Here is a 19,896-nt window from a genome sequence, read left to right on the forward strand (position 1 = left end):
GCTCGCCCCGGTTCGGCGAGCTCAGGACCCGGGTGTACGACGGCTCGGTCTTCCGCATCCTGGAACTGCCTTTCGGACGAGGACTGGCGTTTCGACTCGGAGGGAAAGGAGATCGAGCCGCGCGCCTTCCACACGACGGAGTCGGTCGAGTACGCGATCGTGCTCAGCGGCGAGATCTGGGCCGTCCTCGATGAGACGCAAGTACTGATGAAGGCCGGCGACGTCCTCGTCCAGCGCGGCACCGCCCACGCGTGGTCGAACAGGTCCGACAGTCCCTGCCTGATGACGTTCGTGCTGATCGGGGGGACACCCTGCCGTAGCGGGGAGCAGCCTGCGCGTCCGGGGGTTACCGGCCGCATGGGCTGCCCGGGCGGCGAGTGGGAAGGAAGCCCCTGGGACGCCGCACCCGTCGCCACCGTGCTCCGGCGCCGCGATCAGCCCACCGGCACATCCTCGAAACCCTGCACCCGATTCTCAGCGGAGGAAGCCATGTCGGACGCCGACCGGGTGGTCAGCACCGCCTCCGTCCGCACCGACCGCCCAGGCCGCTACGGCAAGCAGCTCGTCTCGCACCTGGGCCGCCGCGCCACGGGGGAATGGGACGACGAGTCGGCCACCGGCTGGATCGACTTCGACGGCGGCGGCCGCGTCGAACTCTCCTGCGGCGAAGGCGTGCTCGACCTGCGCCTCGAAACCGCTGCCGACGGCCAGGCCCGCCTGGAGGACGTCGTCGGGCGGCATCTTGTGCGCTTCGGCACCCGCGATGAACTCCTCGTCGAGTGGACCCGCGGCGACGGCACCCGGGGCACCGTGCAGCGCAGCGGAACACCGCCCTGACGCGCTCCCCGGCTGAAGGTCGGGGAGTCAGCCTGTGCCGTGTGTGCGGCACGTCCGCGGGCTTCCTGTTCCGCCGGGTCCCGCCGCGCCGGGCGGCGGGGCTTGCGGTCCCTCCGCAAACGTTTCGCCTCTCGGCCAGCCCGGCGGCGAGGATGCTGCGCGCAGTGTTGACGTCCCGGTCGTGCCGGGCACACCCAGAAGCGGACGTGCAGGGTTCGGGGCCGTCGAGCACACCGAGGACCGAACACCGGTCGCGCCTGGCCACCTCGCTGCAAGGCGTGTCCTTGCGCAGGTCGCGGACCGAGCTCCCCGACCTGGCCCGTCACCGCCACCCGGCGAACAAGCCGTGGTCGGGCTTCTGCTTCACCGGATCGGTGGGCGGCGCTCCCATCGGCATCCTGCGGCAGCACATCGAGCGGCGGAACCCGTCCGTCCGAGCCCGCTGAGCAACAGCCCATCGAGCGCCGATCCGACCTGACCGCGGATCGGCGCTCCCTCACCCCCGACCTGAAGGCCGGAGCACTGCGGACGATCCCGGTAGCGCCGTGCGTCCTCCGAAGTCCCGACCGGCGATTCAAAGAATCTGATCGAGGAGGGCATGGAGGCGGCGACGAAAATTGCCGAAGGGGAAATCCTGTTCGCTGACGCGAGAGTGGAAGACGTAGCAGGACACGGTCCAGATGATCATCCAGCTGAGCAGCTCCAGGTCGATGTCCCGCCGGAGCCCCTGCCAAGAACGCGAGGTCAGCACGGTCAGCAGGGGCGGCGGGAATTCCCTCTCGGGGAAACGCAGGTCGATCGCGTCCTTGAGGGAGCGCTGCGACCACAGGGCGGGGAACTCGGGATGCTCGGTCACGAAGTCGGTGAAGGCGTCCACCAGGTGGTGGACGCCTTCAGGGCCGTCGGGTACCTCTCGTGCCGCGGACTCCAGCCGGGCCATCTCCATCGCGTGGAGGCGAGCGAACGCATCGCGGTAGATCTGCCGCTTGCCGAGGCGGAGGAGTTTCGATTCCTCGGCCTCCTTTCCCACGGCGTCCGCGATCATCCCGAGGGTCGTGGTGTCGAAGCCCAGTTCCGCGAACAACCGGGTGGCCACGACCAGAACCTTCTCGTCCGCCTCGTCCATCGGGCGCTCTCCCCCTTCCGCTCATTCAACACCGCGCCGGACCGCGCCTCTCTCAACGGCGCGAAAAAATCATGCAAAAGGCGGGGGAGGGAAATGCACCGCCCGGTTTGCGGTCCGCTGGGCGGTGCATTTCACGCGGGGTCAGGGCATTGCCGCCGCTTGGGATTCGATGAGGATCAGTTGCTCCAGCATCGAGCCGGGCCGTATACGTTCCATGAGGCGCTGGAGAAGAGGGGTGTGCTCGAGCACCAGGTCGCGCAGCGGCCGCAGGGGACGGGCATGTGGTGGAACATCCGGCCGTTGCGGTAGGCGAGTCCCGTCTGCCGGGCGGTGTGCTCCTTGCGGGGTTCCTCGCAGGCGCGGAACGCCGCCGCGACCTCGACCGGGTCGGTCAGATCGCGGCCGGCGAGGGCGCGGCCCAGGAAGAATGCGCCCTCGACGCCCATTGCGGCGCCGTACGCGGCTCGTGCACCATCCGCACGCCGCGGGCGATGAGCCGTTCGGCCAGGAGATCGACGTCGGCGGGGGTCGCGGCGCCGGAGGACACCACGTCCCCAGACGTTCCAGGATGCGATCCAACGCTGCCTTCGACCGGAGGTCCGTCCGGCGCTTGGATGTCGTACACGCGCTCACGCTCCCTCGGCGTCGGTTGCGGCGGACGGCTCGCGTGACCGCCCGGGCGGCGTCAGTGGCGAGACCAGTGCGCCTGCCGGCGGCGGACGACCGGCCAACGCGGTGCCCTGCAGGTAGCCGGCAGCAGAGACGGTGCCCTCCGCGGCGCCGGGCTCGCCGCGGAGCGGATCGCGCCGATGGCGGTCATTCCCAGGAGCCGTTCGCCCGGCGACCACCGCAAGAAGGGCGATCAGCGATCGTCGTGGCCACCGCCTGATGGGGGCATTTTCTCCGTGTGCTCGGCGGCCTGGGCGGGGCGGGGGCCGGCATCGTTCTGCAGGGCGCTCAAGGCGTTGGTCACGAGCTCGCGGGCGTATGCGGCGTCCAGTCGGCCAGGGCGGAAGAGGATGCGGTACATGATCGGCGCCACGACACGGTCGATGACCACTTCCGTCTCGGGTGCCGGTTCTCCCCGCTGCGCCGCACGGGCCAACAAAGTGTCGATCTGTTTTGCGGCATACGCCGAGCACTGGCCGGCATTGGTGCCGTCGGGGTCGCCGATCAGGGCGTCCCGGATGTAGGCGCGCCCGGACGGCGAGGCCATCTCGTCGAGGAACTGTTCCGCCCACGCGTCGAGATCGGCCCGCAGGCTTCCGAGGTCGGCCGGTTCGGTCTCCGGGCGCAGCCGTTCGACGGCCATGTCGGACAGGAGTTCCTGCAGGGTGCCCCAGCGGCGGTAGATCGTGGAGGGGGTCACGCCCGCCCGAGCGGCCACCATCGGGACCGTGAGCGCGTCGCGGCCCACTTCCTCCAGCAGTTCACGCACCGCCGCGTGGACGGACTCCTGTACGCGTGCGCTGCGCCCGCCGGGGCGGACCATGGGCCGGGGACTCATGCGGCCCACCTTAATGCGCATCTGTTGCTTCTAGGCGGTGGCCGAGGTCGGCGACCCGCAGGGCTGCGCGTCCGGGCGCCCGAGCACGGCGGACGCCCGGACGGCGACGCGACCGCACGTCGGCGGGAACGTCCGCCTCCTCTCAGGCGGCGAGGGGAGCGAGTCGCCCCGCGCCGCCCACCGACTCCTCGTAGATCCGGCCCACACGGAGCACCGTCGCGTCGTGGAAGGGGCGCGCCATCAGCTGCATGCCGATCGGAAGTCCGGCGCGGTCGCGACCGACCGGCAGGGTGAGGGCCGGGACGCCGGTGATGTTGGCGGGGGCGCAGAGGCGGACGTAGCCGTCCGACACGGTCTCGGTCGTGCCGTCGGCCCACTCGACGGCTTCCTGCCCTTTCTCGACGGCGGTCATCGGCACCGTCGGCGCGGCGAGGACATCGATGTCGTCGAACATGCGGGCCCAGGCGTCCCGCATCATGGTGCGGGCCCGCTGCGCGCGGAGGTAGTCGCCCGCGGAGGTGAGTTCCCCGGCCTCCAGCAGGACGCGGACGTCCGCCGCGTACAGGTCGGGGACGGCCCGCAGCGACCGCTCGTGGTACGCCGTGGCCTCGGGGACCATCAGCCCCCACTGAACGGCCTGGATGTAACGCGCCATCGGGATCTCGACGTCGACGGGTTCCGCCCCCAGCTCCGCCAGCCGCTCGATCGCGCCGCGCACGGACTCCTCGACCTCGGGCGCGACGCGGTCGAAGTAGTGGTTCCGCGGTACGCCGACCTTCAATCCCCGCAGGTCGCCTCCCGCGAAGCGGTCCGGCACGGGGCCGGACACGCTCGCCGGGTCGCGGTCGGCGATCGCCGACAGCACCAGCGCGACGTCCTGGACGGTGCGGGCGAGAGGCCCCACATGGTCAAGGGACCAGGACAGCGACGTCACACCCGTGCGGGGGACCAGGCCGTAGGTCGGTTTGAGGCCCACCACGCCGTTCAGGGCCGCGGGGACCCGGATGGAACCGCCCGTGTCCGTCCCCATGGCGAACACAGCCCCGCCGGTGGCGACGGCCACCGCCGAGCCGCCGCTCGACCCGCCCGCGACCCGGCTCTGGTCCCAGGCGTTGTTCGTCTGCGGAGTGGTCAGGCCGTAGGCGAACTCGTGCGTGTGCGTCTTGCCCAGGAGGACGGCCCCGGCGGCGCCGAGCCGTTCGGCCACCCGGCTGTCGCGTTCCGCCACGTGCCCCGCGCGGACGTGCGAGCTCGCCGTGGTGGGCATCCCCGCCACGTCGATCAGGTCCTTGAGCGCCATGGGGATCCCGTGCAGCGGTCCGCGCGGTCCGCTTTCGGAGATCTCCCGTTCGGCGCGGACCGCTGCGGCAAGGGCCGCGTCGGCGGCGACGGTGACGTAGGCGCCCAGCCGTCCTTCGACGGCGTCGATACGGGCGAGCACCGATTCGGTGAGTTCGACGGGGGACAGCTCCCGTGCGCGCACCGCACGGGACGCTTCGGTCAGCGACAGCTCAAACGGCTGCATCGGCGTTCTCCTGTCCGGCTCGGTAGAAGGATGCGGGAGGGGTCTCCCCGAAGTCGATCTCGCGCAGCGTGCTGATCACGGAGTGGATGTGGTCGGCCGTCATGGCCACCTCCGCATGCCGGTCGTCCCCGAGGGGGAGTCCCGCCCGCAGCGCCCATCGGGCTGCCTCTTGGGGGGTGAGTTCGCTGGTCATGGCTTCCTCGTGGATCGGTACGGCGCGACGGGCCGGCCCGCGCAGACCCGGGCGCCGTAAAAGCAAATAATTTGCTTTAGGTGAGCGTAGGGCCTACGGTACCTTAAAGCAAACCATTAGCTTTAAGTAGGAAGGACCTCGTGTCGTGCGTCCCCGCGGGCCTCGCGCCCCCCGCACCTCCCCGTCCGGACGCCTGCCGTTCGCATTGCACGCCTCGATCCTGATCGCGCTGCTCGCCGCATCCAGCGCACCGACCCCGCTGTACCCCCGCTACCAGGCCCAGTGGCGGTTGTCGGCCCTCGACATCACCGTGGTCTTCAGCGCCTACGCCCTGGCGCTCCTGATCGCGCTGCTGACGACCGGCACCCTTTCCGACCATCTCGGACGCCGCCCCGTGCTCCTGGGCGCGCTCGCGCTCCAGATCGCCTCCATGGCGCTGTTCGCGGCGGCCGGCGGCCTGACCGCCCTGATCGTCGCCCGCGTGCTGCAGGGCATCGCGACCGGGGCGGCGACCAGCGCGGCCGGTGCGGCCCTCCTCGACCTGGAAGACCCCGTCCGTCCGGGGCGCCCCGCTCTGGCCAACAGCATCGCGCCGGTGACGGGCATGGCGGTCGGCGTCCTGGCGGCCACCCTCATGGTGCGCTTCGCCCCCGTTCCGACGCTCACGGTGTACGCGGCCCTGATCGCCGTGTTCGCCGCGCAGGCCATCGCCCTCGTCCCGACGCCCGAGACCGTCCGGCGCCGTCCCGGAGCTCTGCGCTCGACGCGGCCCCGCCTGGCGCTGCCGCCGCCGGCCGCCCGCACCCTCCTGCTCAACGGCGCCGGCGTCGTCGCCGTCTGGGCCCTCGGCGGCTTCTACTCGTCCCTGGGACCGGGCCTCACACGGCTCATCGCCCCCGGCGGACCCGACTACGCCGACGGGATGGTCTTCTTCACGCTGACGGCCGCCGCCGCCCCGACGGTGTATTTCACGCGCAGGATGCGCGCCGACGTCTCCGCTCTGCTCGGGAGCTCAGCAGTGGTTCCGGCGGCCGTCCTGACCCTGGGCGCCCTCCACCTCGCCGACCCCGTACTTCTCTTCGCAGGGGCGGCACTGGCCGGGTTCGGCTTCGGAGCCGTCTCCCAGGGGGCGCTGCGCGCCGTCGTCGACTCGGTCCCCGCCCGGGAGAAGGGCGGCACGCTCGCCTCCTACTACGTACTCAGCTACCTGGCGATGAGCCTGCCCGCCATCGGCGCCGGCGCCCTCACCGCCGGCATCGGACTGCGTGCGGCGGCACTGGCCTATGCCGGCTGCATGGCAGTACTGGCGACCGCCGCGGTCGCGACGTTCACCGCGCAGCTGCGCGGTCGGCGCCGGACACCGACCCCGGACGTCCACCCCCGCCCCGCAACGAGCGATTCCTCGCTCGACGCACCCGCTTCAGACATCTCCGTCCCCGCAACGCGCAACAGGTAAGGAAGGTCGTCGTGTTCACCTCGTCGCAAACGACAAAGTCGGCTACGCCCCCTCCTCTTCCTGGACGGTGGGCGACCTCACCGTACGACGCATCGACGAAGTGACCCTGCCCCCTCAGACCGGTCCGTGGCTGCTGCCCGAGGCGACCATCGACCTCGTGGGCCGGACTCCCTGGCTGAGCCCCGACTTCGCCGACGGACAAGGCGTCCTGCGCCTGGCAAGCCACAGCTTCGCCGTCGAGGTGGACGGCATGCGGGTGCTGGTGGACACCGGCATCGGAAACGGCAAGCCGCGCGCCAACCCCGCCTGGCACGACCTGGACACCGACTACGAGGCGCGGCTGCGGGCCGCGGGCTTCGCGCCGGAGAGCGTCGACGTCGTGCTCCTGACCCACCTGCACGCCGACCACGTGGGGTGGAACACGCGTGCCGAGGGCGACGCCTGGGTGCCCACCTTCCCGAACGCGCGCTATCTCACCTCGCGCACCGAGTGGACCTACTGGGCGGGCGTCGACATGGAGGAGGCCCGTCGGCAGATGTTCCGGGACTCGGTCCATCCCGTCCGGGAAGCAGGTCTGCTCGACCTCATCGACGTCGCGGACGAGGGCACGGACATCGCGCCGGGCATCCGTTTGCTGCCCGCCCCCGGCCACACACCGGGGCAGGTGGCGGTGGAGCTGAGCAGCCGCGGCGAGACCGCACTGATCACCGGCGACAGCATTCACCACCCGGTCCAGATGGCGCATCCCGAGCTCTGCAGCTGTGTGGACATCGCTCCCGAACTGGCGGTCAGGACCCGCAAGCGGCTGCTCGGCGCACTGGCCGGTACGTCGACTCTCCTGCTGGGGACCCACTTCCCGCCGCCGACCGCCGGACACGTGCGGCGCGAGGACGGCGGGTACCGACTGGTCCCGGCTCCCTCAAGGGTCACGCCCGTCGGCGGCTGAAGCGGATCGCGTCACCCGGGACGTGCCGCGCACCACGTCGCACCGAGTGCGTGCGGGTGGACGTCCTGGGCGTCCGCGACCGGACGGCCCAGGAGCGGGCATGCGCTCCGTCATCGCCGATGGAGCCGGACGAAGTGATGACCGTTCACCGGCTTGCGCCCTTCGCGCAAGCCGGCTGTCGGCCGTCCTGCGCGGGCGACGGCCACGCCGACGCGTCGCGAACGAGGGCGACCTGCCGCCCCCACGCGCTCCTCGCCGCCCGAGTGTTGCGGCCCTGTTTCAGTCCGACGTGTCACAGGCGGTCATGCCGTGCGCGTACAGGCCGATGACGTCAGCCGGAGGATCCAGGGCGCGGGCGAGGCGGTGTTCGCCTGCGCCCGCGCCCTGGAGGAGAGCGCCCGTCACGCGCCGCTGCGCCCGTGCGTCGTCTGCCTCCGGCCGCCGCCGGGGCGGCCGGGCTCTCGTCAGGGCTGTCCCGCCCGCGGTTTCTCCCTCGGCTTCCGTGCTCGTTCGAGCACGCTTGCCTGCGGTCACTTCTTCGCGGGCTTCTCTTTCCGGTCACCGGACTCGGCGGACGCGCAGACGGTTTCGTTCAGCTGCTTGAGCATTTGCAGCAGCTGCCCCCTCGCCTGCGTGTCGAGTCCCATGGAACAGGTGAGACGCGTGGGGACGTCGTCGGCCTTGGCGCGAAGCGCCTTGCCGGCGTCGGTCAGCCCGATCTCGACCGAACGCTCGTCGTCGCGTCGGCGGCAGCGCGTCACCAGCCCGGCCGCCTCGAGCCGCTTCAACAGCGGCGAGAGCGTGCCGTAGTCGAGCTGCAGGACGCAGGCGATCTCCTTCACCGGCTGCGGCCCCTTCTGCCAGAGGAGTCGCATCACCAGGTACTGCGGGTACGTCAGCCCCAGCTCGTCCAGCAGATCGCGATAGAGCGAGGTCATCGAGCGCGAGGCCTTCCACAGGGCGAGGCACAGGTAGTCCTCGATCGGGACCTCGGTGTCTGTAGTTGCGGACATGCACAAAGAGTACCGCATCCAATCACGGAAGATTAGATTGTGCACGAGGTAGTTGTGTGCTAGCTTCTTGCCCGGCAACAGAGCAACAGCCCCAGTGAGGAGACAGTGATGGCCACCAACACGAACGACGTCGTGCTCGAGCCGGCGGCGCAGGAGTTCGCGAACGCGACGGCCAAGCCGCCCTACCTCTTCGACCTCGGCCCGGTGAAGGGCCGCGAGACGGTCGACGAGGTGCAGTCCGGCGAGATCGACATGCCCGCCGCCCAGATCGAGGAGCTCCGCCTCGCCGGCCCGGTCGGCGAGTTCCCGGTCAAGATCGTGCGGCCGGAGGGCGTGACCGGCGTGCTCCCGGTCATCCTCTACATCCACGGCGCCGGCTGGGTGTTCGGCGACTTCCACACGCACGAGCGGCTCGTCCGCGAGCTCGCCGTCGGCGCCCGCGCCGCGGTCGTCTTCCCCGACTACAGCCGTTCCCCCGAGGCGCGCTACCCCGTCGCGATCGAGCAGAGCTACGCCGCGGCGCGGTGGGTCGCCGAGCACGGCGCCGACAAGGGCCTCGACGCCACTCGTCTCGCCGTCGCGGGCGACTCGGTCGGCGGCAACATGAGCGCCGCGCTGACGCTGATGGCCAAGGAGCGCGGCGGCCCGCGGTTCGCGGCGCAGGTGCTCTTCTACCCGGTGACCGACGCCGCCTTCGACACCGGGTCGTACCACCGGTTCGCGGAGGGGTACTTCCTCCGCCGCGACGCGATGCAGTGGTTCTGGGACCAGTACACGACCGACGAGGCGCAGCGCAACGAGATCACCGCGTCGCCGCTGCGCGCCGGTGTCGAGCAGCTGGCGGGGTTGCCGCCCGCGCTGGTGATCACCGCCGAGGCCGACGTCCTCCGCGACGAGGGCGAGGCGTACGCGAGGAAGCTGCGCGAGGCCGGCGTCCCCGTCACCGCGGTCCGCTACCAGGGGATCATCCACGATTTCGTGATGCTGAACGCGCTGCGCGGGACGCACGCGGCCGATGCGGCGATCCGGCAGGCGACCGGCTTCCTGGCCGAGGCGCTCGGAACCCGCTGACAGGCCGAACGGAAAACGGTGGCCCGGCGCTCGGCGCCGGGCCACCGTCCCATGTCGCGGGCCGGACGGCGTTCGATCGCTGCGAGCCGATCTCCCGATCGTTCTCGCGGCGAGTCGTCAGGTCCGCGGCGCAGCCGTGATCCAGGCGGCCGCGCCGGTTCGGTTCAGACGGAGCGGTAGCGCGTGGCGAGTTCCGGGCTCTGCGCGCCGAAGGCGGCGAGGTCGGCCTGGAAGACCGCGTCGAGCAGGCCGGCGTCCTCGACGCCCGGGGCGCAGACGGTCTCGCCCAGCTCCAGGCCGCGCAGGCTGGCGGTCACGACGTCGTCGGCCGCCATGCGGGGCAGCGCGCTCATGTCGATGCCCTGGCGCTCGTGGAACTCGGTGGCCACCACACCGGGGCACACGACCTGGACCCGGACTCCCGTGCCCTCCAGTTCCGCGCTCAGGATCTGGGACAGCGCGACGAGGTAGGCCAGGCTTCCGCCGTAGACGGCACGGCGGGGCATCTGCGAGTGCGGCGCGGGACCGCTGAAGGCGATCATGCCGGAGACGTTGATGATCGTGCCCTCGCCGCGCTCCTGCATGCCCGCGACGGCGGCGCGGGTGAGCATCGTGGGCGCGAGGACCTTGACGCCGACGATTTCGGCGGCCCTGTCGGCGGGGAGCTCGGCCAGCGGCATGTAGTGGGCGACGCCCGCGTTGTTCACCAGCATGGTCAGCGGCTCGGTCGCGCAGATCCGGGCCACCTCGTCGATGCCGTCGCCGGTGGACAGGTCGGCGGTGACGGTCCGCACGGCAACCTGCGGGTGCGCGTCGGCGAACTCGTCCAGCCGCTCCTTCCGCCGGCCCACCAGCACCAGGTCGTAGCCGTCCGCGGCCAGGCGTTCGGCGAAAGCCCTGCCGATGCCGGAGGTGGCACCGGTGACGAGTGCAAGCCTGCTCATCATCGTTCCTTTCCGTGGCCGGCCGCCGCGGCCGGTCCTTTCGAGTTCAGCGAGTGCAGCAGCCGGGACAGCCCGCGTGCGCCCGCCATGCCGCGTTGGGTCACCGCGCCGGGATCCACGCCGGCCTCGCGCATCGCGGTGTCGAACAGCTCCATGTCCAGCGCCTCGACCCGGGACAGGTGCTCGACGTTGTCGAGGGTGACCATCGTGTTCAGCAGGGTCAGCGCGGCGCTGGAGGCGCTGCCCAGCTTCAGCGCGCCGACCAGCCGCGCCGGGTCCATGCCCTGTGCGGCGGCCAGATCGACGATCTCGGCGATGCCGGCCTGGTTCATCGCCAGCAGCGCGTTGTTGAACAGCTTCGCGGTCTGCCCGGCACCCGCGCCGCCGAGATGGACGACGTGGCGGGAGAACGAGGCGAACACGGGCTCGCAACGCTCCACGGCCGTCCGCGGTCCGCCGACCAGGGTGGTCAGCCGTCGTTCCTCCGCGGCCGGCCGTCCTCCGCTGACCGGTGCGTCCAGGACCTCGACCCCGGCCGGTGCGCAGATCTCGGTCAGCCGCACCGCGTTGGAGGGAAGGCCGGTGCCGTGGTTCACCACGACCGCACCCGGACGCAGGGCCTCCAGCAGTCCGCCCGTGACCAACTGCAGAACGTCTTCGTCGGTGCTGACGCACAACGCGACGATGTCGCACGCTGCGGCCAGACCCCGGATGTCGTCGTGGCGGGCGTGCGGCACGCCGCGCAGGCCGTCCAGGGAGGCGGAACGCCTCGCCCAGGCGTGCAGGGGGAAACCCGCCTCGGCGATGGCCGTCGCCATGGGCAGGCCCTGGTCGCCCAGGCCGATGAAACCGACGGGCGGCCGTTCGCGATCGGTGTCCATGCCGCAATGCTGCGTCGGCTCGGGACGGCCAGCCAGATCCCTGGGCTTCCTAGGAATGCCAGTACCAGGCGGTGCGACCGGGCGGACATACTGGAGGAATATGGGGACGACGGAATTCGGGCAGGCCCTGCACCGGTGGCGCGACCGGACCTCGCCGGAGGCCGCGGGACTGCCCTCCGGTGGCCAACGACGCGTCCCGGGGCTGCGTCGCGAGGAGCTGGCCCACCTGGCGGGCATTTCGGCCGACTACATCACCCGCCTCGAACAGGGCCGGGCGACCAACCCGTCGGCGCAGGTCATCGAAGCGCTGGCCAGGGCTCTTCGCCTGTCGGCCGCCGAGCGCGCACACCTGTTCCGGCTGGGCGGACTCCAGCCGCCCCGGGCGGAGTGCGTGCCCTCCGAACTCACTCCCAGCGTGCGGCGCATGCTGGACCGGCTGACCGGTACTCCCGTCGCGGTGTTCGACGCGGCTTGGACACTGCTCGTGGCCAACCCGCCCTACGCCGCCCTGATGGGTGATCCGGCGGGCTGGACCGGGCACGAGCGCAACGGGGTGTGGCGCAACTTCCTCGGTTTGAGCGACCGGGTGCGGCTCACCCCGGAGTCGCGGCACGCCCTGCAGGTCGCGCTGGTCGCCGACCTTCGTGCGGTCACCGCGCGCTACCCGGGCGACCGGCGGCTCAAGCGGCTGGTCGCGGATCTGCGCGCGCACAGCGACAGGTTCGCCGAACTGTGGGAGACCGGTGCCGCCGGTCGCCACGAGGCGGGCCGCAAGACGATCGTCCATCCCGATGTCGGCACCTTGACGCTCGACTGCGACGTGCTCAGCGTGGCGGGCAGCGACCTTCGCATCATGGTCTACACCGCAGAGCCCGGCACCGAGGACGCCGAGCGCCTTGCACTGCTCACCATGCTCCACCGAAGCGACAGGGGCGATCGGGAACTCCGCGACGTCGGCGCCCCTGAAACGCAGGACGAACTCACGCAAATGCGTGAGTTCGCCTACGAGTGATCCATCACACGACTCCTTCAGTCACGGTCGGTAACCGATTTCGCGGCTGGCCGAGCCCTCGCCGGCACACCTGCTGCTCGGCCGCGGCGCGCGGCCGAACCGCCCCTCCCACGTCACCGGCATATGTGCCGAAGCAACCGGAACTGGTCATGGCGGCGATGCCGCCTCTGCCAGCGGTGTGGCGATGCACTGGCAACGGCACTGCCCCGTGGCGCCATTGATCAGGAACGGCTTCTCCGGTCGGCCGGTTCATCGGTCCTCCATGAAGAGCGCGTCGCGGATCGACTTGACCCCGCCGTGGGCGGTCAGGCCGCCGTCGACGGGTATCTCGGCACCGGAGATGAAGGACGCCTCATCGCTGAGCAGGAACAGGACGACCGGCGCGACCTCGTCCGCGGTGCCGGTACGTCCCAGCGGGGTCTCCGCGACGTTCGCGGCGCGGAAAGCCGGTGCCGCCGAAGCGGTCATCGGCGTTTCGATGTAGCCGGGGTGAACGGTGTTGACCCGGATCCCGCGCGGCCCCAGTTCCAGGCACGCGACCTTGGCCAGGCCCCGCAGGGCCCACTTGCTCGCGGTGTAGGCGGCGGGGAAGTGCCCGGTCAACGCGGCCACGGACCCCACGCAGACGATGGAACCGCCCGGCGGCATCAGCGGCGCGAGCGTCTGGACGCCCAGCAGCACGCCGGTCACGTTGACCTGAGCGACCCGCACCAGATCGGCCGGATCCAGATCGGTCAGGCGTGCGCGCCAGGTGATCCCGGCGTTGGCGACCAGGCCGTCCACCCGCCCGTGGGCGGCCCGCAGGGCGTCGCCGAGAGCGGTCCAGGCCGAGGCGTCGGTGACGTCGAGCCGCCGGTACCGCACCCCGGGCAGGTCCTCGGCCGGTGTCTCCCCGAGGTCGACGCCGATCACGGTCGCGCCTTCGGCGGCCAGCAGCCTGGCCTCGGCGGCGCCCTGGCCCTGTCCCGCTCCGGTGACGACGACGACCTTGCCTTCCATCCGCCCGGTCACGCGGCACGCGCCCGCCGGCCGGGGCGCGGGCGGGAACTCATCGGGCCGGACCTCGAACCCCCGCGTGTCGGTGGCCAGACCGGCGTCGTGTACAGCCAGTCCGCCGTCCAGAAGGACAGCCCTGGGGCAGCGCCGCCCGCATAGGCGCCCCAACCCTCACGGCGGGCTCGGACGAGCCGTCCCGTGCGGATGGGCACCAGGTCGCCTCGTCCAGTGCCGGATGTCGGCCCCAGCGCGGCGATGGCAGCGGCAGCGGTCTCGATCCCGGTGATCTGGTCACCCTCGCCGGTCACCGCTCTCGGACCCTTGCGCCCGTTGCAGGCCGTGCCGTGGTCGGAGATGTGGCCCATCCGTCCCACTGCGTGGAGCACTGGAGCGGCATGAAGAACACGTCGTCCGCGCCATGGCGCGCAGCATTAGCGATCGCCTGCTCGGCATCGATGTGGTCGATGCTCTCCGGCCGACTCGACGATGGAGTGGTCACGCACGTCCTCCCTGGTCAGTGGGGTGGCTATCTACAGTGATGCAAACGGCTGCTTCCGGGAAGAGGGAGTTCGCGATGCTGATCATCGGCGCCATCAATAGGTGCAGCTGGTGACGCCTCGGCGGCGTAGAGCCGGTCGCGCACGGTCAGGCCGGGCAGCCGAGTGGCCTCCGCTTCGTCTGCGAGCAGTCGCACCGCCGCGGCCAGGCGTCGCACCAGATCATGTGCCGCGAACGGCGGTGTCGCCCACTCGCGCATCTCCAGCGGCTCGTTCTCGTCCCCCTTCTCGCGCAGGAGTTGGACGGTGAGCGGCGGAATCCACCGGTGGACGAGCTTGCCCGCACCCACGAACTGGCTCACCTCATCGTCCATACGCCGTCGAATCCGCTCCAAGGGGTCCTCTGCCTCCTCGGGAGCGGACAGCAGTCTGCGATAGATCACGTAAGGGCGACGTTGCTGCTCGGCGATCGCCGATATCCGGCGACTGGTCGCCCGCGGTTCCGCCATGGCGCCGTTGCACACACTGTTCATCGAGATCTGGAAGAACGCTGCGCCGATGGCGACCATCACCGCGATCACCGCGACGAGGCAGACCGCCTGCCGCCACAGGTCCGCCGGTGACATGCCGGCAAGCCCGGCCGTCAGCGACGGTGTCACCGTCGCGACCGCTCGGGACGAGCCCTGGCCGGTCGTCGTCCGGTGTCACTGGGCGGCCAGCCATTCCTCCACGCCGCGTTGGTCGATGCCGAGTCGATGGAGGACCTGCGCACCGACCCCATGTCCCTCGGCGAGGACTCCGAGCAGGATGTGCTCCGTTCCGACATAGTCGTGACCGAGCCGTTGTGCCTCCTTTGCGCTCAGCTCGATGGCCCTCGTGGCTCGTGGGGTGTAGGGGAATTCTCCCGACAGGTCGTCGGACCGCGGCCCGAAGACCTCGCTCATCGCCGCGCGCAACCGCTGCGGCGTGGTCTTCTCGGCGATGGCCTTCGCCGCCAGGCCCTGTGGCTGGCTCAGCAGGGCGAGAACGATGTGCTCGGTGCCCACGTAGTTGTGCCCGGCGGCGCGCGCCTCGTCCTGGCAGGCGTGCAAGATCGCCCGTGCACGGGGAGTCCACCGTTCGGCGACCCCCGCGAGTGCGGCGACGTTCCCGGGCCTGGTGACGAATCGCTTCTGGGCGGCCTGTCTGGTCACTCCCATCGTTCTGCCGATCTCGGCCCAGGTCGCCCCCGCTTCGCGCGCCGCCTGCACGAAATGCCCGACGAGCCGGTCGGAGAGGTCGTCGAGCAGCTCGGACAGGGCCATCGCGTCGGAAAGGTGCACGAGCGCGTCGCCGTCCGGGTGAGACGCGGTCACGCGTTCGATCAGGTCACCGAGCCGCACTGGTGCTTCCATATGTGTCAACCCTAGGTTGACACGGAGTGGTTGTCAACGTGAAGATGACAGGTATGAGGCGACGTGACCACGGGCCGGCTCACCGTCCCGCACCGCGATATCGAAGTTCCGCGTCATGGCGTCCACGATCGGTTGCCTCGGCGGGAGGGGCCACTGAAGTCGCGGAAATGGCGAATACGGACGAGCTGCTGGCCATGGTCGGGTCGCGGCTGCGCGCGATCCGCAAGCAACGCGAGATGACCCTTGCCGAGGTGGGCGCTCAGACGGGCATCTCGGTGTCCACGCTGTCGCGGCTGGAGGCCGGTCGCCGCCGTCCCACGCTGGACCTGCTGCTGCCACTGGCGCAGGCGTACCGGGTGCAGATCGAAGAGCTGATCGGCGCGCCGCCGACCGGTGATCCGCGTATCCATCTGCGTCCGGTGCAGCACAGGGGCATGACGTTCATTCCGTTGTCCCGCCGGGCCGGGGGTGTGCAGGCGCACAAGGTGGTCATTCCGCCGGGGCGCCGCCCGCCCGAACAGAAGACCCATGAGGGTTACGAGTGGATGTACGTGCTCAGCGGTCGTCTTCTGCTGCGCCTGGGTGACCAGGAGCTGGTGCTGACCGAGGGGGAGGCGGCCGAGTTCGACACCCGTGTGCCGCACTGGTTCGACAGCGCCGACCCCACCCCGGTCGAGGTGCTCATCCTGTTCGGCCATCAGGGCGAACGCTTCCACCTCCGCGCGCGCTCCGTGCCGCGATGACGGGTCGAGCGACCCTCGGTGCGCGCCATCGTCCGATAACAGCGGTGTCGTTATTCCCGAGACTTTGGTGGACGCCATCTTTTCCCCTGCCCAGGTGCGCTGCTGACGGCTGAGCAGACGACCTTGTTCGGGCTCTCCCGCGATGTACGGGCCGACCTCCCGAGCCTCACAACGGATCTCGACGGCTGGACACGGCGTCAGGTCCTAATACCGACGACCTCGCGGAGTGCGGCCAGGGCGGCTCTACCGCGTACCGCCCGGGGCGTGACACCCCTGGTGAGCCGCTTGTATCCCCATTCGTCGAACACGGGCAGATCGACCCGGGCGAAGCAGAGCCGGTAGCCGGTCGCCCACACCACCGAACCGACTCCGGCGGCGTCGAGGTCGCGCTCCGTGCAGGCCGGGCGGAGGGGCGGCCGTCGGGCGCCGCTTCGATCGACTCCAGCCAGCCGTGCAGACATGTGCCCTCCCGGGTGAGCCGCCGCAGGTCGACGCTGTGGCCGCCGCTTCAGCCGGACAGGATCGAGTTGGGGGACGAACCGTTCGGCCGGCGAAAAGAGGCTTCATCACCACGCCCACCTCCGGGACGTGCCGGTCCACGTTGAGCACCCACCAGCCGAGGCGCGGCCCCGGCAACGGCGGGGAGCCCCTCCGGCCTGTCCGGTGCAGCTCCTCGCCTGCCGTTGCGCGTTCCGTCGTCGTCGTTGTGGCGTTCGTCGTCGTGGCGGTCAGCCGGCCGCGCGTCGCACCGCGCGCAGGACGGCGTCGGTGCGCGTGATCGGCTGTCCGTCCGGGTCGGTGGCCGGGCGCTCTGGGGCCGCGGTGGTGAGGTCCCACTCGGCCGGGTCCAGCACGCCGGCGATCTCCTCGGCCGTGAACATCAGGTGGGGAAGGGGCGGGCGCCGTAGCGTCGCAACCTTCAGGTCGGCCGGGTGGTGACCGACGATGAGCAGCGTCCCGCCCGGGCGGACGGCCGTGGCCAGGCGGCGGATCAGAGCCTCGCGCGCGGGCCGGGGCAGGTGCAGGTACTGCGCCGACACCAGGTCGAACTGCGCCGGTGCGGGCTGCCAAGCCGTGACGTCGGCCCGCTGCCACGTGACGTCCACGCCGGCCTCGTCCGCGTGCCGGGCGGCCCTGTCCAGCGCGGCCTGCGCGACGTCGACCCCGGTGACCTTCCAGCCGCGCGAGGCGAGCCAGACCGAGTCGGCGCCCTCGCCGCTGCCGACGTCCAGTGCCGTACCGGGCGGAAGGTCGGTGGCGGTGGCGACCAGCTGCGGATTGGGTTTGCCGCTCCAGACCCGTTTCCCCGATTCGTACCGCTCCTCCCAGTGGTCCCGCGACAGCACGCGGAGGGTGAGCTCGGTGTCCTCGGCGATGAGGTCGGCGTTGATCGCGGCCGCCGCCGACGCTCCGCCGGCGGCCGAGCTCATCACCTGCGCCATGACGTCGGTGACGTTGCCGGCGACCCATACGCCGGGCACCTCCGTCAGCCCCGTCGGGTCGGCGGCGATCGACTCGCCGACGCCCATCGGGTGCGCGGCCGGTTCGAGACCGAGGCCCTTGAGCAGCGCCGAGTTGGCCACCAGCCGCGGCGCGACGGTCACCGCCGAGCAGGCCACGACCGTGCCGTCGGCCAGCCGCAGGCCGGTGATCCGGTCGTCGGCCACCTCCAGCGACGCCACGGACCCGGTGACCACGGGGATTCCCCAGGCGCTCAGCTGGGCCGCCTGCTGTTCGGTGAGTGCCGGCGCGGTGTGCTGGAAGAAGGTCACCTCCGGTGTCTGCTGCCGGAACATCAGCGCCTGGCGCATGGCCCACTCGGTGTGAGTGGCGAGGACGCCGACGGCTCGGTCGCGCAACTCCCATCCATGACAGTGCGGGCAGTGCACCACGTCGCGGCCCCAGCGCTCCGCCACCCCGGGGACGTCGGGCAACTCGTCGGTGAGGCCGGTGGTCACCAGCAACCGCCGCGCCGTGATCGTCTGACCGTGGTCGAGGGTCACCTCGAACCCGCGGTCGGTACGGCGCGCCGCGACGGCCGTGGCGGGCAGCACGAGTCCGCCGTAGCGCTCGACCTCCGCACGCCCGATCTTGGCGAGCTCGACCGGGCTGATGCCCTCGCGGGAGAGGAATCCGTGCACGGCGTCGGTGGGCGCGTTGCGCGGGGACCCCGCGTCGACCACGACCACCGAACGCCGGGACCGGCACAGTGACACTGCCCCGCTCAGCCCCGCGGCACCGCCGCCGAGCACCGCGACATCGAAGTTCTGCGTCATGGAGACCACGATCGGTTCCGGGAACGGGGAGGGGCCACAAAACTTGCGGAAATCGCAAACACGGACGCCCGTCCTCAGACCGGCCCGCGCATCCGCCGAGATCCTCTCGGCGCCCTTGCCCAGAGCTCGTTCGCGCACGCCCAGCACGGTGAACGCGCCCAGTCCGAACCCCACCCCGGCGGCGACGGCACCCGGACGGGCGATCGCCCCGCCCAGGCCGAGCGGGGTGGTGCCGGCCTCGAGCACGCCGAACGGCGGCCGGTCCGGCAGGAGCGCGACCAGGACGGTCACGGTCGCCCGGTAGGCGTTCGCCGAGGCGACCAGCTCCGACCGGCCGCCCCGGTCGCCGGCATGCCGCCGATCAGCGGGCAAGAACCTGGAGACCGCGAAGACGTCCTGCTGTCACGGGGTCAGGCCTCTTCGGCCGGTGCGCCCTCCCACCGGATTCGCCGGCTGACAGCCGCGCCACAGCGGCCGTCCATTCGTGCCATGTCGCGGAGCATCCGGTGGGTCAGCGGGTCATGCAAAGCGGGTCTCCTATGCGCACGTGATCCCTGCTCTGCTGCAGACGAGGTCGTACACGACGGCGCGGTCACGTCCGGCGGATGGTGTATGACCCGGCCTCCGTGTGATCTGTTTCCGCAGATCGAGTAGTGATCGCTTCTTGGTCGGTCTCGTCCCCGGAAGGGGCGCCGCTCATCACTCGCAGCCTGGCTTCGGCCAGGAGCTGTAGCGGCGGCCCTGGGGCCACGTCGATCTGCTCCATCCGCACCGCGCCCACGGGGCGTGTGATCACGCTGCGGTCATCAGGGCGCCGCCGGCTCTGCCGCGGGAACGCGGTGAAGACTGGCGGATCCTCCCAAGCCCGGTCCATATGCGCGGCCGCGTCAAGATGCCTGGCCTCCAGCGGATTCATCACGCGGGCGGTTGGGCGGCGACCTCCTCGGCGGCGGACTGGTCGAAGATCGTGCGCACCGGCGTCGCAACCCGCGGGCTGGGCCGACTGGGCTCAAGACGCCCTGTTCGCGCCGCCCCTTCTCCGCCGCCGCGGCGCCCGTCCCGTCACCTTCTCCCCGACCAGCGGCATCTTGGTTGCGGCACGGCTCGCGTGGCGGACGCAAGGACTTTGGGGCCGTGCGACCGCCGTGCGAACGGGACCAATGTCCTGCCGATCGCGAGTCTTGCGCGCCTATCGCGTCGGCGGGGCGGGCGGTTGAGTCGGTGGTGACACAACTCCCCCCGGAGAAGGTGAGATGGCGATGGCTGTCACCAGTCGCGAGGCAAGCGGCGGGCACCGGGCCCTGCGTCCGCACCTGCCGGAGCCGCTGACCGAGTCGCCCGCGGCACGGTATGTGTGGGCGGTCGCCCGGCTGGCGCTGGGCTGGGTGTTCGCCTGGGCGTTCCTCGACAAGCTTTTCGGCCTCGGCCACGAGACCCCCGCCGCCAAGGCGTGGATCGAGGGCGGCAGCCCCACCGAGG

At 71.2% G+C, this 19,896-nt stretch carries 20 protein-coding genes and 1 pseudogene; 8 read left to right on the forward strand and 13 right to left on the reverse strand.

Features of this window, described 5'->3' with window-relative positions; all coding sequences use genetic code 11:
• Positions 1-111: 111 nt before the first annotated feature.
• Both QSK22_RS09630 and QSK22_RS09635 read left to right on the forward strand, forming a co-directional pair.
• Positions 112-837 (forward strand): DUF2218 domain-containing protein, encoded by a 726-nt coding sequence (locus tag QSK22_RS09630; RefSeq protein WP_285493723.1) that lies wholly within the window; start codon positions 112-114, stop codon positions 835-837.
• A gap of 284 nt (positions 838-1,121) precedes the next feature.
• On the forward strand, positions 1,122-1,283 hold the full coding sequence (locus QSK22_RS09635) for a hypothetical protein (protein ID WP_285493684.1): 162 nt from the start codon (positions 1,122-1,124) through the stop codon (positions 1,281-1,283).
• A gap of 128 nt (positions 1,284-1,411) precedes the next feature.
• On the opposite strand, the gene QSK22_RS09640 is transcribed toward QSK22_RS09635, so the two are convergent.
• The 5 genes from QSK22_RS09640 to QSK22_RS09660 all read right to left on the reverse strand — a co-directional run bounded on the left by QSK22_RS09640 (position 1,412) and on the right by QSK22_RS09660 (position 5,188).
• Positions 1,412-1,963, reverse strand: a complete 552-nt coding sequence (locus QSK22_RS09640; protein ID WP_285493685.1) for a TetR/AcrR family transcriptional regulator — start codon at positions 1,961-1,963, stop codon at positions 1,412-1,414.
• Positions 1,964-2,139: 176 nt separating this feature from the next.
• Positions 2,140-2,409 carry a hypothetical protein gene (locus QSK22_RS09645; RefSeq protein WP_285493686.1) on the reverse strand — a complete coding sequence of 90 codons (270 nt, stop codon included), beginning with the start codon at positions 2,407-2,409 and terminating at the stop codon, positions 2,140-2,142.
• Between the two features lie 416 nt (positions 2,410-2,825).
• Complete coding sequence (locus QSK22_RS09650; RefSeq protein ID WP_285493687.1) at positions 2,826-3,470, reverse strand: TetR/AcrR family transcriptional regulator; 645 nt, start codon at positions 3,468-3,470, stop codon at positions 2,826-2,828.
• Between the two features lie 142 nt (positions 3,471-3,612).
• Positions 3,613-4,995 carry an amidase gene (locus QSK22_RS09655; protein WP_285493688.1) on the reverse strand — a complete coding sequence of 461 codons (1,383 nt, stop codon included), beginning with the start codon at positions 4,993-4,995 and terminating at the stop codon, positions 3,613-3,615.
• The gene (locus QSK22_RS09660; protein WP_285493689.1) at positions 4,982-5,188 is read right to left on the reverse strand and encodes a hypothetical protein; all 207 of its coding nucleotides are present in this window, start codon (positions 5,186-5,188) and stop codon (positions 4,982-4,984) included. The genes QSK22_RS09655 and QSK22_RS09660 overlap by 14 nt, the downstream gene beginning before the upstream one ends.
• A gap of 145 nt (positions 5,189-5,333) precedes the next feature.
• Here QSK22_RS09660 and QSK22_RS09665 point away from each other — a divergent pair, with 145 nt between their 5' ends.
• Together QSK22_RS09665 and QSK22_RS09670 are read left to right on the forward strand one after the other, a co-directional pair.
• Entirely contained in the window at positions 5,334-6,644 is a 1,311-nt protein-coding gene (locus tag QSK22_RS09665) for an MFS transporter (protein ID WP_285493690.1), read from the forward strand.
• A 100-nt stretch (positions 6,645-6,744) separates the two neighbouring features.
• Positions 6,745-7,590, forward strand: coding sequence for an MBL fold metallo-hydrolase (locus tag QSK22_RS09670; protein WP_285493691.1), 846 nt, complete (start codon positions 6,745-6,747; stop codon positions 7,588-7,590).
• Between the two features lie 530 nt (positions 7,591-8,120).
• Here QSK22_RS09670 and QSK22_RS09675 read toward each other — a convergent pair.
• Complete coding sequence (locus QSK22_RS09675) at positions 8,121-8,603, reverse strand: MarR family winged helix-turn-helix transcriptional regulator (protein ID WP_285493692.1); 483 nt, start codon at positions 8,601-8,603, stop codon at positions 8,121-8,123.
• Positions 8,604-8,711: 108 nt separating this feature from the next.
• Here QSK22_RS09675 and QSK22_RS09680 point away from each other — a divergent pair, with 108 nt between their 5' ends.
• Positions 8,712-9,674, forward strand: a complete 963-nt coding sequence (locus tag QSK22_RS09680) for an alpha/beta hydrolase (protein ID WP_285493693.1) — start codon at positions 8,712-8,714, stop codon at positions 9,672-9,674.
• A gap of 164 nt (positions 9,675-9,838) precedes the next feature.
• On the opposite strand, the gene QSK22_RS09685 is transcribed toward QSK22_RS09680, so the two are convergent.
• Together QSK22_RS09685 and QSK22_RS09690 are read right to left on the reverse strand one after the other, a co-directional pair.
• Positions 9,839-10,618 carry an SDR family NAD(P)-dependent oxidoreductase gene (locus tag QSK22_RS09685; protein WP_285493694.1) on the reverse strand — a complete coding sequence of 260 codons (780 nt, stop codon included), beginning with the start codon at positions 10,616-10,618 and terminating at the stop codon, positions 9,839-9,841.
• Positions 10,618-11,499, reverse strand: a complete 882-nt coding sequence (locus tag QSK22_RS09690; protein ID WP_285493695.1) for an NAD(P)-dependent oxidoreductase — start codon at positions 11,497-11,499, stop codon at positions 10,618-10,620. Before QSK22_RS09690 ends, QSK22_RS09685 begins: the two co-directional genes overlap by 1 nt.
• Before the next feature lie 100 nt (positions 11,500-11,599).
• Between QSK22_RS09690 and QSK22_RS09695 the strand changes: the two genes are divergently transcribed.
• Entirely contained in the window at positions 11,600-12,511 is a 912-nt protein-coding gene (locus QSK22_RS09695) for a helix-turn-helix domain-containing protein (RefSeq protein ID WP_285493696.1), read from the forward strand.
• Positions 12,512-12,760: 249 nt separating this feature from the next.
• Here the strand turns inward: QSK22_RS09695 and QSK22_RS09700 are convergent, their stop codons facing one another.
• From QSK22_RS09700 to QSK22_RS09710, 3 genes are all read right to left on the reverse strand, one after another.
• The gene (locus QSK22_RS09700) at positions 12,761-13,510 is read right to left on the reverse strand and encodes an SDR family NAD(P)-dependent oxidoreductase (protein WP_285493697.1); all 750 of its coding nucleotides are present in this window, start codon (positions 13,508-13,510) and stop codon (positions 12,761-12,763) included.
• Between the two features lie 523 nt (positions 13,511-14,033).
• Positions 14,034-14,663, reverse strand: coding sequence for an AbeC-like domain-containing protein (locus QSK22_RS09705; protein ID WP_285493698.1), 630 nt, complete (start codon positions 14,661-14,663; stop codon positions 14,034-14,036).
• Positions 14,664-14,708: 45 nt separating this feature from the next.
• Entirely contained in the window at positions 14,709-15,398 is a 690-nt protein-coding gene (locus tag QSK22_RS09710; protein ID WP_285493699.1) for a Clp protease N-terminal domain-containing protein, read from the reverse strand.
• A 167-nt stretch (positions 15,399-15,565) separates the two neighbouring features.
• On the opposite strand from QSK22_RS09710, the gene QSK22_RS09715 reads away from it, so the two are divergent.
• Positions 15,566-16,141 (forward strand): helix-turn-helix domain-containing protein, encoded by a 576-nt coding sequence (locus QSK22_RS09715; RefSeq protein ID WP_285493700.1) that lies wholly within the window; start codon positions 15,566-15,568, stop codon positions 16,139-16,141.
• Positions 16,142-16,338: 197 nt separating this feature from the next.
• Here QSK22_RS09715 and QSK22_RS09720 read toward each other — a convergent pair whose 3' ends face one another.
• Both QSK22_RS09720 and QSK22_RS09725 read right to left on the reverse strand, forming a co-directional pair.
• Positions 16,339-16,602 carry a hypothetical protein gene (locus QSK22_RS09720; protein ID WP_285493701.1) on the reverse strand — a complete coding sequence of 88 codons (264 nt, stop codon included), beginning with the start codon at positions 16,600-16,602 and terminating at the stop codon, positions 16,339-16,341.
• A gap of 267 nt (positions 16,603-16,869) precedes the next feature.
• Positions 16,870-18,789, reverse strand: coding sequence for a bifunctional NAD(P)/FAD-dependent oxidoreductase/class I SAM-dependent methyltransferase (locus tag QSK22_RS09725; protein WP_285493702.1), 1,920 nt, complete (start codon positions 18,787-18,789; stop codon positions 16,870-16,872).
• Between the two features lie 887 nt (positions 18,790-19,676).
• Here QSK22_RS09725 and QSK22_RS09730 point away from each other — a divergent pair.
• Positions 19,677-19,896 (forward strand): annotated as a pseudogene (locus QSK22_RS09730) (hypothetical protein); the annotation flags it as partial.

Source organism: Actinomadura sp. NBRC 104425 (assembly GCF_030269545.1).
In the GTDB taxonomy this organism is placed as follows: Bacteria; Actinomycetota; Actinomycetes; order Streptosporangiales; family Streptosporangiaceae; genus Spirillospora; species Spirillospora keratinilytica.

Bases quoted from the DNA above. Each gene is read 5' to 3' on its own strand.
- QSK22_RS09640 (WP_285493685.1), bottom strand. From the start codon at position 1,963: ATGGACGAGGCGGACGAGAAGGTTCTGGTCGTGGCCACCCGGTTGTTC.
- QSK22_RS09645 (WP_285493686.1), bottom strand. From the start codon at position 2,409: ATGGGCGTCGAGGGCGCATTCTTCCTGGGCCGCGCCCTCGCCGGCCGC.
- QSK22_RS09650 (WP_285493687.1), bottom strand. From the start codon at position 3,470: ATGAGTCCCCGGCCCATGGTCCGCCCCGGCGGGCGCAGCGCACGCGTA.
- QSK22_RS09655 (WP_285493688.1), bottom strand. From the start codon at position 4,995: ATGCAGCCGTTTGAGCTGTCGCTGACCGAAGCGTCCCGTGCGGTGCGC.
- QSK22_RS09660 (WP_285493689.1), bottom strand. From the start codon at position 5,188: ATGACCAGCGAACTCACCCCCCAAGAGGCAGCCCGATGGGCGCTGCGG.
- QSK22_RS09675 (WP_285493692.1), bottom strand. From the start codon at position 8,603: ATGTCCGCAACTACAGACACCGAGGTCCCGATCGAGGACTACCTGTGC.
- QSK22_RS09680 (WP_285493693.1), top strand. From the start codon at position 8,712: ATGGCCACCAACACGAACGACGTCGTGCTCGAGCCGGCGGCGCAGGAG.
- QSK22_RS09685 (WP_285493694.1), bottom strand. From the start codon at position 10,618: ATGAGCAGGCTTGCACTCGTCACCGGTGCCACCTCCGGCATCGGCAGG.
- QSK22_RS09690 (WP_285493695.1), bottom strand. From the start codon at position 11,499: ATGGACACCGATCGCGAACGGCCGCCCGTCGGTTTCATCGGCCTGGGC.
- QSK22_RS09695 (WP_285493696.1), top strand. From the start codon at position 11,600: ATGGGGACGACGGAATTCGGGCAGGCCCTGCACCGGTGGCGCGACCGG.
- QSK22_RS09700 (WP_285493697.1), bottom strand. From the start codon at position 13,510: ATGGAAGGCAAGGTCGTCGTCGTCACCGGAGCGGGACAGGGCCAGGGC.
- QSK22_RS09710 (WP_285493699.1), bottom strand. From the start codon at position 15,398: ATGGAAGCACCAGTGCGGCTCGGTGACCTGATCGAACGCGTGACCGCG.
- QSK22_RS09715 (WP_285493700.1), top strand. From the start codon at position 15,566: ATGGCGAATACGGACGAGCTGCTGGCCATGGTCGGGTCGCGGCTGCGC.
- QSK22_RS09720 (WP_285493701.1), bottom strand. From the start codon at position 16,602: ATGTCTGCACGGCTGGCTGGAGTCGATCGAAGCGGCGCCCGACGGCCG.